6 protein-coding genes and 7 pseudogenes are annotated in these 13,491 nt (G+C 67.6%); 7 read left to right on the top strand and 6 right to left on the bottom strand.

Annotated elements, in window-relative coordinates; translation table 11 throughout:
* Positions 1 to 185: 185 nt before the first annotated feature.
* The gene (locus tag J5X86_RS49490; RefSeq protein WP_208523136.1) at positions 186 to 1,547 is read right to left on the bottom strand and encodes an FAD-dependent oxidoreductase; all 1,362 of its coding nucleotides are present in this window, start codon (positions 1,545 to 1,547) and stop codon (positions 186 to 188) included.
* Positions 1,548 to 1,729: 182 nt separating this feature from the next.
* On the bottom strand, positions 1,730 to 2,035 hold the full coding sequence (locus J5X86_RS51795; RefSeq protein WP_308124990.1) for a winged helix-turn-helix domain-containing protein: 306 nt from the start codon (positions 2,033 to 2,035) through the stop codon (positions 1,730 to 1,732).
* 164 nt (positions 2,036 to 2,199) lie between these two features.
* Between J5X86_RS51795 and J5X86_RS49480 the strand changes: the two are divergent.
* The 4 genes and pseudogenes from J5X86_RS49480 to J5X86_RS49465 all read left to right on the top strand — a co-directional run.
* Positions 2,200 to 2,922, top strand: a pseudogene (locus J5X86_RS49480) (sigma-70 family RNA polymerase sigma factor); the annotation flags it as partial.
* Between the two features lie 3 nt (positions 2,923 to 2,925).
* A pseudogene (locus tag J5X86_RS49475) lies at positions 2,926 to 3,279 on the top strand (alcohol dehydrogenase catalytic domain-containing protein); the annotation flags it as partial.
* A 74-nt stretch (positions 3,280 to 3,353) separates the two neighbouring features.
* Positions 3,354 to 3,818: a cupin domain-containing protein gene (locus J5X86_RS49470; RefSeq protein ID WP_208523135.1), complete on the top strand. Its 465-nt coding sequence runs from the start codon at positions 3,354 to 3,356 to the stop codon at positions 3,816 to 3,818.
* A gap of 176 nt (positions 3,819 to 3,994) precedes the next feature.
* The gene (locus tag J5X86_RS49465) at positions 3,995 to 4,411 is read left to right on the top strand and encodes a carboxymuconolactone decarboxylase family protein (protein ID WP_243983335.1); all 417 of its coding nucleotides are present in this window, start codon (positions 3,995 to 3,997) and stop codon (positions 4,409 to 4,411) included.
* A gap of 85 nt (positions 4,412 to 4,496) precedes the next feature.
* Here J5X86_RS49465 and J5X86_RS49460 read toward each other — a convergent pair whose 3' ends face one another.
* Positions 4,497 to 6,461 (bottom strand): SpoIIE family protein phosphatase, encoded by a 1,965-nt coding sequence (locus J5X86_RS49460; protein ID WP_208523134.1) that lies wholly within the window; start codon positions 6,459 to 6,461, stop codon positions 4,497 to 4,499.
* 1,071 nt (positions 6,462 to 7,532) lie between these two features.
* On the opposite strand from J5X86_RS49460, the pseudogene J5X86_RS49455 reads away from it, so the two are divergent.
* Positions 7,533 to 7,730: pseudogene (locus J5X86_RS49455) on the top strand (transposase); the annotation flags it as partial.
* Between the two features lie 65 nt (positions 7,731 to 7,795).
* On the opposite strand, the pseudogene J5X86_RS49450 reads toward J5X86_RS49455, so the two are convergent.
* A pseudogene (locus tag J5X86_RS49450) lies at positions 7,796 to 8,888 on the bottom strand (SpoIIE family protein phosphatase); the annotation flags it as partial.
* Between J5X86_RS49450 and J5X86_RS49445 the strand changes: the two are divergent.
* Positions 8,882 to 9,178 (top strand): annotated as a pseudogene (locus J5X86_RS49445) (HAD family hydrolase); the annotation flags it as partial. The pseudogenes J5X86_RS49450 and J5X86_RS49445 overlap by 7 nt on opposite strands.
* Positions 9,175 to 11,513: pseudogene (locus J5X86_RS49440) on the top strand (glycoside hydrolase family 65 protein). The pseudogenes J5X86_RS49445 and J5X86_RS49440, both read left to right, overlap by 4 nt.
* A gap of 35 nt (positions 11,514 to 11,548) precedes the next feature.
* Here J5X86_RS49440 and zwf read toward each other — a convergent pair.
* Positions 11,549 to 13,024, bottom strand: a complete 1,476-nt coding sequence (gene zwf / locus J5X86_RS49435; protein WP_208523133.1) for a glucose-6-phosphate dehydrogenase — start codon at positions 13,022 to 13,024, stop codon at positions 11,549 to 11,551.
* Positions 13,021 to 13,491 (bottom strand): annotated as a pseudogene (locus J5X86_RS49430) (6-phosphogluconate dehydrogenase (decarboxylating)); the annotation flags it as partial. The pseudogene J5X86_RS49430 and the gene zwf, both read right to left, overlap by 4 nt.

Here is a 13,491-nt window from a genome sequence, read left to right as displayed (position 1 = left end):
GACGGCCACCGACGTTCGACAAGGCCGACTACAAGCATCGGCACGCGGTCGAGTGCGGGATCAACCGACTCAAGCGACACCGCGCGGTCGCCACGAGATACGACAAACTCGCCGTCCGCTACGAAGCAACCGTGCTGGTCGCAGTCCTCAACGAGTGGCTGTGACCAGCACTTTCGCAACAGACCCTAGCCCTGGTCGGCGTTGAGTGAGGCGGTGTGCTCCCGCACCTGCTGCGGTGACATGTAGGCGTCGGTCTGTTCGAAGTGCCGCAGTGACGGCTGTTCCTCCGCGAGGAACCCGATCCGTACGAAGTCGTCGCCCGCAGCAGCGTTCAGTATCCAGTTCGTCAACGCCCGCGCCTTGGCAACTTTGGTGCGCATCGCCCCCACGTGGTAGCCCCGGGCCACCGCCTGCGCGGGCATCCCATGCAGCTCGACGCCCACCGGCTTGGCGACCGCGTCCCTGCCGCCCAGGTCGACCACCAGACCAAGGTCCCTGTGCCGGTAGGACCGAAGCGGCTCGCCGCGGAGCGCGGCGATGACGTTGTCCGCCACTGTCTTGGCCTGCCGGTGGGCGTGCTGCGCAGTAGGCGGGCAGACTGCGCCGTCGCCCCCCGTCAGGTCGGGTACGGCGGCGCCGTCGCCCAGCGCGAAGACGCCGTCGAAGCCAGGCAGCGTCATCTGCGCGGTGGCGGCGAGCCGTCCATGTACCGTCTCGGCCCCCAGCGTTCCCACCAGCGGGCTGGCGACCACTCCTGCGGTCCAGATCAAGGTCCGGGAGGGGACGACCCGGCCGTCGGTGAAGGTGACCTGGTCCGGCCTCGCCTCGGCGACGGACACGCCGAGCGAGATCTCTACCCCGCGTCGCTGGAGCACCTCCATCGCGCTGCGGCCGAGCTTGTCGCCCAGCTCGGGCATGAGTTTCGGCGCAATGTCAATCAGGTGCCACCTGATCAGGCTTGGATCGAGCCGTGGGTAGCGCCGCACCGCATGGGTGGTGAGCCGCTGCAGGCAGGCCGCCGTCTCAGTGCCCGCGTAGCCGCCTCCGACGACAACGAACTGCAGTCGGGAGATCTTCTCCTGCTCGTCGACGGCGGCATCGGCCAGGTCGAGCTGGGCGATGACGTGGTCCCTCAGGTACGCGGCCTCGGCGAGCGTTTTCATGCCGCGCCCGTGTTCCTTCAGGCCGGGGATGTCGAAGGTGCGGGTCACGCTGCCGGGCGCGAGCACGATGTAGTCGTAGCGCTCGTTGGTCAGTTCCCCGGTGATCCGGCGGACGACGCAGACCTTCGCTCGGGCGTCCACGCCGATGGCAAGGCCCGGGATAATCCTGGTGCGGTACCTTCCGCGGCGCAGCGAGAGCGCCACCGACTGCGGAGTGAGTACGCCCGCCGCGACCTGCGGCAGCAGCGGCAGATACAGCTGGTAGGAGACCGGCGTGACGAGCGCGATGTCCGCGTCGCCGGGAGCCAGCCGGCGCTCCAGACGGCCTACGCAGGCGACGCCCGCGAAGCCTGCGCCCACGACGAGAATCCTGAGTCGCGGCACGGTGTCCCTCCCTTCTCGGGACTGCGTTTGCAGGACGCCAACTCAGCCGGCTTTGCAAGGTTCCGGCATTCGGTTCCTATCACCCATCCTCGTGGCTCACGGCAAGATGCGCGCGCCGGCGTGGGGAGGCTTGGGCCCCAGCGACAGCTCCGGGAAGGGAACCGGGACTGGTCACGCCTCTGCTACGAGCCTGGACGGCAGCCATGGAATTCTGGAGCTTCCTGACGGGCCGGTGATGGGCATACGAGCACCGCGCCGATGGGGATCGCCCAGGTCACCTCCCGCCACATGGCGACGGCTTCCTCGTCGCGCTCGGCGGCGGGTCTGTCCGGCATCTGCACGCTGTAGCCCACACGGTGCAGCAGCCGGGTCGCCCCGGAGACGCTGTAGGAGATATGAAACTTCCGCCCGATCAGCGTGCGTACCCGGGAGGCGGCCCACACCTGGTCGTCACTCCAGCCGTGCGCGGCCGGCCCTCGTTGAGCCACATCGCGAGCTTAGTCTGCAGGTGGGGGCCGAGTCGGCAGTCGTAGCCGCAGGGGCCCTTGAAACGCAGCGCCTGACGTCCGCCCGTCCTCCGGGTGCGGCGCACCTCAGATCACGAGTTCGGATGGCTACTCTGGATCCGCGAGCTGGAGGAGGTTGCGTCTGCATGGGTGACGGGCACGTGCCGGGGCCATCTGGGCGGGAGGACATGCTCGGAGCCGACTGGGAGAGCCATCGGCCCGCGGACTTCGGTGTGGCCTACCGGCTGCTGGGGAGTGTGGCCGATGCCGAGGACGTGACCCAGGATGTGTGGTTGCGGGCAGCCGGAGCGGATCTGCGGGACGTCGGCGATCCGCGGGCCTGGTTGGTCACGGTGGCCGCGCGGCGGTCGTACGACATCCTCAAGAGTGCCCGTTTCCGCCGGGATACCTACGTCGGGCCGTGGCTGCCGGAACCGCTGCTGACGGGGCCGGACGCATCGGAACCGGTCCTTGTCGACGAGTCCGTCAGTTCGGCGATGCTCCTGATCATGGAGGAGCTGAGCCCGCCGGACCGGGTGGCCTTCGTCCTGCACGATGTCTTCGGTTTTGTGTTCGGTCGGATCGCTGAGGTGCTGGATGTCTCCGTGCCGGGTGCCCGGCAGCTCGCCTCGCGGGCACGGCGGCGGGTGGCCAGGGCGAAGGAGTCCACGCCGCAGGCACCGAAAGCGGAGCGTGAACGCGTACTCGCGGTCTTCCGCGCCGCGTACGAGTCCGGGGATCAGGCCGATCTGGTCAGGCTTCTGCATCCAGACGCTGTCTACGTCACCGACGGCGGCGGCAAGGCTGCCGCGGCGCGGAAGCTCATCCATGGTGGTGAGCGCGTCGCCGAGGTGATGGTGCGTGTGGGCCTTATGCAGGCCATCACTGTTCGAGACCGTGACGCCGGTCTCGCCGGGCTGTCCCTGACGGACATGCCCTACCCCCACGCGGCCGAGAACGACGTCATCGTGCGGGTACACGCCGCAGGCTTCACGCCCGGAGAGCTGGACTGGCCCGGCACGTGGACTGATCGCGCAGGCCGCGACCGGACGCCGAGCGTGCCCGGGCACGAGCTGTCGGGTGTCGTCGAAGAGCTGGGGTTCGGCACGACCGGCTTGAGTGTCGGCCAGCGGGTGTTCGGCCTGGCTGACTGGGCCCGCAACGGCTCGCTCGCCGAGTACGCCGCGGTCGTCGGCGCCGTACGGCCACTCACCGAAGCACCCGCCGCATTCGCCCCCGCCACCCGCACCCCGGGCAAGGCGATCATCCGCGTCGCGGAAGACTGAACAGGAGCCCCATCATGACCAGAATGCGGATCGCCGGTGGCCTGCTAGCCGTCGCCACGCTGACCGCGGCCACGGCCTGCACCGCCTCGGACCAGCCCGCCCACGCCAAGACGCCCACCGCGGCCGTGACATCGAAGCACCCCACCGAAACGCTCAAGCCACTGCTCCAGCAGGCCCTCCCGAATGTGAAGGGCAAGACGTTCACCTCGGTGATCGTCGACTTCCCGCCCAACGCACACGCGACGCCGCACCGGCACGGCAAGGCGTTCGTCTACGCCTACGTCCTCGAAGGCACCATGCGCAGCAAGCTCGCCGGCAAGCCCGTGCACACCTACCGACAGGGCGAGAACTGGGTCGAGCGGCCGGGCGCTCACCACGTCCTGACCGAGAACACCAGCCGGACCGAACGGGCCAAGCTCCTGGTGGTCTACGTCTCCAACACCGGAGACAAGCTCAAGGTCGACGACCCGAGGTCGTAGCCGGTCTCTCACAACGGCGCAAGGCGACCCGAACGAATCGAAGGAACCATGACCAACACGCAACGCGTCAACATCGGCAAGCAGCACCCGAGCGCTCACAAAGCCCTCATCGCCCTGTCGGCGGAGGTGGAAGAAACCGCCGTCGCGGCAGGTCTTGACCGCTCCTGATCGAGCTGTTGAAGATCCGCGCCTCCCAGATCAACGGCTGCGCGTTCTGCCTGCGCATGCACACCCGCGACGCTCTCAAGAAGGGTGAGAACTCGGACCGGATCGCCGTGCTGCCCGGGTGGGAAGAGACCGGCTACTTCTCCGAGACCGACCGCGCCGCCCTCCACCTGACCGAGGCGGTCACGCGTGTGTCGGACGGGCACGTCAGCGACGAGAACTACAACGACGTCGCGGCCGTACTCACCTCAGACCAGGTCTCGGCGGTCGTCTGGCTGGCAACGGTGATGAACGCTTTCAACCGCGTCGCGATCACAGTCACCCCGGAGGCTGACCCGACACTCCACCATGCAGTGCGCGCTCCAGTTGGCCATCCACGCCGACCGGAGCGATCACATACCGTCACAGGCACACGCCCTCCCCGATGATCACAGAGTGTCGCAACTCCGTGATCGAACCTGTGCCTGTCCTGTCTGCCCATGGGTCAATACTGGCTGCCAATCTGCGCGACCTCTAAGCGCGTCGGATCACCAGTACGGCCACGTCGTCGAGGTGATCCACCTCGACCGCGGCGTCGAGGATTCGGTCTGCCGTCGCCTCGACGCCGAGGCGGTCGTGGAGGGCCTGGCCGGCCAGCGTTCCCGCTCGTTCCAGCCCGGCTTCCAGGGTCAGCCCCGGCCCTTCGACGACACCGTCGGTGACCAGGACCAGCGCGGTGTTCTTTTCCAGCGTGAAGGTCTCCTCGGGGTAGTCGGTCTCGGGCACGACTCCCAGTACCGGCCCGCCGGAAAGTGTGCGGAGGTCGTGGCTGCCGTCGTCGCGTGCCAAGAGCAGCGGCACGTGGCCTGCGCTGGTGCCGATGACCTGTCCGTCGCGCGGATCGATGCGCAGCATGGTGCAGCTGGCGAAGCGTGGTACGTCCATTGTGACGAGCAGCTCGTTGGTGCGTGTCAGCACGGCTCCCGGCCCCGGTTCGTGGGTGGCGATCGCGCGCATGGACGAGCGCACCTGTCCCATGAAAGCTGCGGCGTCCACGTCGTGCCCTTGGGCATCGCCGATCTCCAGCGCGACCGCACCGTCGGGCAAGGGGAACGCGTCGTACCAGTCTCCGCCGATATCGAGCCCGTGCCGACTGGGCTGGTAGCGGGCGGCGATCTTCAGGCCCGGGAGGTTCTCGGGCAGTGTGGGGAGCATGCTCTGTTGGAGCGCTGTTGACAGTTCGATGTGGGCTTGTTGCAACCTGATGCGCCTGAGTGCCTGGCCTGCCAGCTCGGCCAGAGTGGTCATGAAGGCGAGCTGCTCCGAGGACGGGGGGCGCTCGCTGTCGTACGTCACCGCCCACGCCCCCAGCGGCCGGTCGCCCACCGGGCTGAGGGGGGTGATCGACATGGCGAGGTCGGGGCCGGGCCGCCGGAAGGGCAGGCTGTCTTCGTGCGGCCAACGACGCGCGAGCTCCTCCTGGTTGGGGATGAACTGCGGCTGGCCGGTGCGGATCGCACTGGGCAGTGGGCGCTCCTCATCCAGCGACAGGCCGTGCAGGGCGTCGGCCTGCCACGTGGGTATCTGGGCATCCGAGGAAACCCGCAGGCCCCCGTCGTCGACGAGCGCGAACAGGGCGCCGGTACCGCCGAAGGCTGCCGCCAGCCGGGTCAGGACGACCTGCTGCAGTTCCTGCTCGGTGGCGGCCATGAACAGGGCGGAGGAGAATGCGGCGATCTCCTCGGTGCGCTGCCGCTCAGCACTCACGGCGGCCAGCATTTCCTCCCGATGCGCCTCCATCTGGGTATCGTCGCGGATCACCCCGAAGACCCTTTCGGGACCGGCATACCCCAACGTGACCCTGCGAGTCTGGCTGGCTAGTACGCGCCAGCCATCGTGCTCGGTAAGGAACCGCGACCTGATCCAGGGGGACTGGGCGGCGTCCGAGCGCACCAGCCGCCGCAAGCCCTTGCGGTCATCAGGGTGGACTTGCCGCATCACCATAGACAGGGACACGGACGCTTGCGGGAAAAGCGCGGCCAGAGCAGGTGCGCCGCCCATCCACTCCACCCGGTGCTCATGCGGCGAACACATGCACAGGCCGAGGCCGGCGGACCTGGCCGCAAGCTGGAACGGGATCAGCAAACCGCCCAGGTCGTGCTTCGCGTCCAACGAATGCACCCACACCAACTGCTCACCGCCTGCGGGATCCCTCACTGGCCGCGCCTCGACAAGGCAAACCACAGATGCTGTGCCTGTCCCGGGGAACTCCAGCACACGCATCGCAAGCCTCTTCGTCGTGGCCCCGTGCGTCAGCAGGCTTTCAGCCGCGAGGCGCTGATTGTCGGGCAAGAGATCGCTGAAGGCGCGACCTACGCACTGTTCCCACGGCCTGCCCAGCGCCGTGGCCATCGCGGCGTTGAGGCGGCGGATGACGCCATCCAGCGTCACCAGAGCCGACGGGGTAGCCCTCTGAAGGAGTTCGTCCGATGCGTCCATCTGCCGCTCCCCGGGAATCGTCGAGCGGGACAACGTCAACCAGTGCGGCGGCCGAAGCTGATCGGCCGGCATCTGCCGCGGAGCAAGTGGTGCGACTGGCCTGCTGCGGAGGGGCACGATGCCGAGCGGCCGCACAGCCTACACCAGGTTTTCCTGTAGTAACGTCTCCATTATGGCGGAATCGGAATCTACGCGCCGTCATCGCTTTTGGGGCCGAAGCCATTCTCAAGCGTGACCCCCAGTGCCTGGAGCGAATGAATTCATTTCGTGCACTCAACGGTGCACAGACACCATCATCAATCTCAACGCACTCCAGGATAACCCTTACGGCTGTCCGCTCGGAACGATCGCCAGCCGCCCGCGCCGGAACCAACAGTGGGGCACGGGCCATGCTGGAGGCCGCTTTGTCGAGTAGGAAGGGGGCGATCGCGGCAAGTCTGCGGCGCATGAAGGAGAACGGGTCCCCGCAGACAGATGCCGACCCCCACCGGCTGGCGGTGAGTTTGATGGCGCGGTACAGGTGGCACTGGATCACATCAAGCCCTATACCCTCGCCCGGAGAAACAATTCCGAAGCAATCGGCAGGTAACTTCCGACTGCAGCGGGAAACAGCTGGAGAGTTCCTCAGTCGCTCACTTGGCGCGATTTTCCCAATTCTTTGCGGATTTTTTCCGGGCTCCCCCGATGCTGCCCTTCCGTGATTCTTGCCTGTTTCCCGGTATTGCGATGGCAGCCGCGAAATGTTCTGAATCGTTGTGCCACATGCTTGAGTCGCATCCTTGTTGTCCACGAGGCACTCACTTGCTGGGGCGGACGTGCAAGATCATACGTCCCGTTGTCGCAGATGACGGGAAGACATGGTCGCGCACGGTACTGCCGTCGAGTGATCCCGACGGCAACGGCTGTTCCGTCCAGATGACCTTGCCTGCCTTCGGGCCCCGCGGGCCGCTGGGGTCACGAACGGCTAATCGGACGCTGGGCCATCAAGCCCTTCCATCAGGGAGACGCGTGCCCCCGCACGGCTGCGACCAGCAGTAACAAGCCCCAGCCCGAGAGGACGAAAACGACACGATGACCGTCACCTGCGGGATCGACTGGGCCAGCGACCACCACGACGTCGCCCTGGTCGACCACGAGGGAACTCTGCTCCGGGTTCGAATCACCGACGACGCTGCGGGCCTGCAACAGCTCCTGGACCTTCTCGCCACCTGCGGCAACAGCGAGGACGCCCCGATCCCGGTGGCTATCCAAACCTCTCGAGGCCTGCTGCCCTTGTAGCATCTGCAGCCATCGGAAATGCACTCACCGCGGCGCTGGCCGAGTAGGCCACGATAGCCCTCGTCTCCCTCGTCGGTGGTGGCCGCGTACTGCGCAGATGCGGAGAGGTGGTACTGGAGTCGGAGACCTCGCATATCAGGGAGCGGTCACGGAGCAGCCGCAGCTTGATCGGGCCGTTGGTGTAGCGAATGGCGTTGGTGGTCAGCTCGCTGAGGATCAACGCCGTGGTGGAGGCGACCTCATCGAGTCCCCACTCCGAGAGCTTGTGGGCCACGGCAGCTCGCAGCCGCGTCACCGCAGCCGGATCGCAGGGCACGTCCCAGTCGGCAATCTGATTGGGGAGGAGCCCACGGTGCGGGCAACGAGCAGCGCGATGTCGTCGCTCTGGCGGTCCGCAAGCATCGTGCCGAGCACCGCCACGCATGTCTCTTCCGGGCGTGCCGGACGCTTGTCGACGGCCTGGTCGAGGGCGTTGCGCAGCAGCCCCAGGCCGATGTTGATATCCCGGCCGTGGTTTTCGAGCAGCCCGTCTGTGTAGAGCACGAGTTGGCTACCTTCGGGCAGCCCCCATTCGGCGGCTTCGAAGGGCAGACGGCCCAGGCCGAGCGGCAGGCCGGCCGGCACGTCGGGGAATTCCACCCACCCGTCGGGGTGCACGAGCGCGGGCGGTGGATGTCCTGCGCGGGAGACGACACAGCGCCGGGAGGTCGGGGTGTAGATCGCGTAGAGGCAGGTCTCGCCCCCCGATGGAGCCCTCACCCCCGCCGCCTCGGCTCAGTCGATGGTGCTGATCAACTCGTCGAGGTGGGCAAGCAGCTCGTCGAGCGGCAGGTCGAGGGCGGAAAAGTTATAGACCGCCATGCGCAGCCGCCCCCTGGTGGCGGGTGCGTGCAGCCCGTGGCCGACGGCGTCATCCACCACCAGCGCCACGCGTGCACCCGGCAGCGGGATGACGTCGAACCAGTCGCCGCCGACCCCCGACTGGGCCGGCAGGTAGCGATAAGCCACGTCCAGGGTGTTCTGATCGGCCAGGCGATGCGGGAGCAGATTCTTTGGCAACGTAAGGGCCATGGCGTGTTCGCGTGCGTAGCAGTGGGCGTTGTCGATGCACACCGCCGCCCGCGCGACGAGCTCCTCGTCCATCGACAGGCGTCGAAGACCGCTTCGACGTGCGCATCGACGGCCACGTCGCCGCCGAGCGCGGGCTCTCCAGCAAGCCGCACCCGGACACCTTCCTCGAGGCCGCGCACGAGCTGGGGGTCGAACCCTGGGCGGCGGCCGTGTTCGAGGACGCCCTGGCCGGTATGGATGCGGGACAGGCCGGTGGTTTCGGGGCCGTGGTGGGCGTCAACCGCGTCGGCCAGGCGGACGCGCTGCGCCGGCACGGTGCCGACATGGTGGTGTCGGACCTCTCCGAGTTGCTGGAGGTTCCGGCGTGATTAGCCACCCCGCCTACGCCGTCGAGCCGTGGTGTCTGCGCGAGACCGAGCTCAACCTGGACGTGCTGGCCCAGAGCGAATCCGTCTTCTCCCTGTCCAACGGACATGTCGGCTGGCGCGGCAACCTCGACGAGGGCGAACCGCACGCACTGCCCGGCAGCTACCTCAACGGCGTGCACGAGCAATATCCGCTGCCGTACGCGGAAGGGGGCTACGGATTCCCGGAATCCGGGCAGACCGTGATCAACGTGACCAACGGCAAGCTCATCCGGCTGCTGGTCGACGACGAACCGTTCGACCTGCGCTACGGACGGTTGCATTCCCATGAGCGCATGCTCGACCTACGCGGCGGACTGCTCCACCGCGTCTGCGAGTGGACATCGCCGGTCGGCAAGACGGTACGCGTGCGCTCCACCAGACTGATCTCCTTCACCCAGCGCGCCATCGCCGCGGTCGCCTACGAAGTTCAGCCGCTGGGCGCCCGGACGAACCTGGTCGTCCGGTCGGAACTCGTCGCCAACGAGCAACTGCCCGCGCTCACCGACGATCCGCGGACCGGAGCCGCTCTGAAGTCGTGTCTGCGCCCCGAGGAACACTCCGCGATCGACACGCGGTTGCGCCTGGTGCACCGGCACGCAGCGAGCAGCGTGTCGTGGCCGCGGCCGACCACGTGGTGCGGGGCCCGGCGTCCACCCGGACGTCGAGCGAGAGCACTGATGACGTGGGCCGCGTCACTGTCACCGCTGTCCTTGACCCCGGCGAGACGCTGCGCATCGAGAAGTTCGTCGCTTACGGCTGGTCGAGGATGCGTTCACTGCCGGCCGTCCGGGACCAGGTGGAGGCCGCACTGGCCGGTGCCCACAGCACCGGCTGGCAGGGCCTGGTCGACCAGCAGCGCGAGTTCCTCGACAGCTTCTGGCACCACTCCGACATCGAGGTCGACGGCGACGCGGAGATCCAACAGGCCGTGCGGTTCGCCCTCTTCCACGTACTCCAGGCGGGCAACCGGGCCGAGCAGCGGGCGATCCCGGCCAAGGGCCTGACCGGCTCCGGATACGACGGACACGCCTTCTGGGACACCGAGACATGCGTTCTGCCACTGCTCACCTACGCCTCGCCGAACTGCGTCGCCGAGGCCCTGAACTGGCGGCAGAACACCCTGCCCGCGGCGCGTGAGCGCGCCCGGCAGCTCGGACTGCGGGGCGCGGCCTTCCCGTGGCGCACGATCGATGGCGCGGAGTGCTCCGGGTACTGGCCGGCCGGAACCGCGGCCTTCCACATCAACGCGGACATCGCCGCCGCCGTCGTGCGCTACGTCCGGGCCTCCGACGACACGGACTTCGAGCGGCGGACCGGGGTGGAACTGCTAGTGGAGACGGCCCGGCTGTGGCATTCCCTCGGCCATCACGACTCCGGTGGCCGCTTCCACATCGACGGCGTCACCGGCCCCGACGAGTACAGCGCGCTCGCGAACGACAACGCGTACACCAACCTCATGGCCCGGGCGAATCTGCGGGCCGCCGCCGACGTGGCCGAGCGCCACAGGACGGTGGCCGCAGCGCTTGGCGTCGATGAGGCGGAGACCGCCGAATGGCGCGATGCCGCCAGGGCGATGTCCCTGCCCTACAACCGTTCCCTGGGTGTCCACGAGCAGTCGGCCGGCTACACCCGTCTCGACATGTGGGATTTCGCGGACACACCGCCCGAGCGGTATCCCCTGATGCTGCACTTCCCCTATTTCGACCTGTACCGGAAGCAGGTGGTCAAACAAGCGGACCTGGTGTTGGCGATGTTCCTGTGCGGTGATGCCTTCGAGGAGGACCAGAAGGCGCGGAACTTCGCCTACTACGAACCGCTGACCGTCCGGGACTCCTCGCTGTCGGCTTGCGTCCAGTGTGTTCTGGCCGCCGAAGTGGGCCACCTTCGTCTGGCCTACGACTACCTGGGGGAAGCCACGCTGATGGATCTGGCGGACCTGGAGAGGAACACCCGCGACGGCCTGCACATCGCCGCCCTCGCGGGGACCTGGATCGGACTGGTCGCCGGCTTCGGCGGCATGCGCGACCATGGGGACATCCTGCACTTCGCTCCCAAGCTCCCGGCACAGCTCAGCCGGCTGGCCTTCTCCCTACGGTTCCGGCAAGGCTGCCTGCGGATCGACATCACCGGCTCACACGTCACCTACGCGCTGGCGGAAGGCGAACCCTTCAAGATCAGCCACGGCGAAGTGATCACCCTTTCCAAGGAAGCGCCGCAGACCCGTCCCGTCGAGCCGCCCAGCGCCCTGCCCGAGCCCGCCCAACCACCGGGCAGACAACCCCCACCACGCCACTGAGCCACCGCCAGCGACGCCCGCGGTAGCTACCCGCCTCACACACTTTCAGAGTCGGCCTCGGCCAGGACCCCGATGGCATCTTCGCTGGCGCCTGGCAGATACCACTGGTGTGGCGCGATGAGTTCGCTGACGGCCGGTTCGGGGCCCCACGAGCCAGGGGCGTACGGCTGGAGCGGCGGTGGGTTGTCGAGCAGAGGGGTTGACGCCTCCCAGATGTGTTCAATTCCGTCCGAGCGGGTGAACAGCGACTGGTCGCCTAGCATGGCGTCCAGGATCAGTCGTTCGTAGCCCTGAAGTCCGTGGGCCTGGCAGAAGGAGTCGTTGTAGCGGAAGGTCATGGACGCCGGTGCGAGGTCCATGGTGGGGCCGGGTTCCTTGGCGAGGAAGCGGGCTGCGATCCACCCAGGGTCCCCGAAGTCGATCACGATCTTGTTGCCTTGGTCCTTCTCCCGGTGGGGAAGATCCGTACGGAACATCCTCAGGGGTGGTTCACGCAGGCCGAGCGTGATCACCTCGCGGTGCTGTGCGAGGTTCTTGCCGGAGCGCAGGTAGAACGGCACCCCTGACCACCGCCAGTTGTCCACCTCCAGCCGCAGCGCTGCGAACGTCTCGGTCCGTGAATCGGGCGCGACACCCGGCTCGTCCCGGTAGCCGTCGTACTGGCCGCGTACGACGTGCCCGGGTTGGATGGGGCGCAGCGCCTCGAAGACCTTGACCTTCTCGTCGCGCAATGGCTGGGCGGCGAGCCAGACGGGTGGTTCCATTGCCACGATGCCGAGTACCTGGATCAGGTGCGTGACGATCATGTCCCGGAAGGCTCCGGTGCCTTCGTAGAAGTGGCCGCGGCCTTCGAGGCCGAGTGTCTCGGGCACGTCGATCTGCACATAGCTGATGTGGTCCCGGTTCCAGATGGGTTCGAACATCCCGTTGGCGAATCGGAGGGCGAGGATGTTGTCCACCGACTCCTTGCCGAGGAAGTGATCGATGCGGAAGATCCGGGATTCGTCGAAGACGGCGTGGATCGTCTTGTTGAGCGCTCGTGCTGAAGCGAGATCGGTGCCGAACGGCTTCTCCACGATCACTTTGGATTCCTGTGCAAGGTTGGTGTCGCCGAGCATTCCGATGACGGATGCGAACGCGGAGGGCGGAACGGCCAGATGGAACAGTCTGCGTGACGGCCCGCCGAGCGAGTCCTCGGCTGCCCGTACCGCCGCGAGGAGCGGGCCGGGATCCTGAGGATCGGCCGCGCCGAAGGACAGCGAGTCCTCGAAGGCCTGCCACGCCAGCCCAGAGGGCTCCGACAGCCCGAAGGTAGCGACGGCGTCGCGCGCGTATATACGGAAGTCGTCGTCACTGAGTGCGAACTGGGTTGGTGCCGAGCCGACGATACGGTAGCGGTCCGGGAGGAGGCCTGCCTTGGCGAGGTGGAAGAGACCGGGGAGCAGTTTGCGCTTGGCGAGGTCGCCGGTGGCGCCGAAGAGCACGATGACGTGGTTGTCCGGGCGTGTCACGGTCGGCTCCTTTTCTCGGCGTGTCCGCCGAACTCACTGCGCATGGCGGACAGCACCCGGTCGGCGAACTCGCCCAGGCCCCGGGACTGGAACCGGTCGGTGAGCGCCGTGGTGATCACGGCGGCGGGTACGCCCTCGTCGACCGCGGCCAGTACCGTCCACCGCCCTTCACCGGAGTCCGAGACGCGCCCGGTGAACTCCTCCAGCTTCGGTGAGCGGGCCAGCGCGTCCGCGGTGAGGTCGACGAGCCAGGAGCCCACGACCGAGCCGCGGCGCCACACCTCGGCGACCTCGCCGACGTCGATCTCGTACTGGTACGCCTCCGGCTCGCGCAGCGGGGTGGTCTCCGCGTCCGCGGAGCGCTTGCGAAGCCCGGCGTCCGCGTGCTCGATGATGCTGAGCCCCTCGGCGATCGCGGCCATCATTCCGTACTCGACCCCGTTGTGGACCATCTTCACAAAGTGGCC

It is taken from the genome of Streptomyces sp. NEAU-YJ-81, assembly GCF_017592595.1.
GTDB lineage: Bacteria > Actinomycetota > Actinomycetes > Streptomycetales > Streptomycetaceae > Streptomyces > Streptomyces hygroscopicus_B.
The sequence above is the reverse complement of the archived record's forward strand: the minus strand, read 5'-3'. Positions and strand labels throughout refer to the sequence as shown.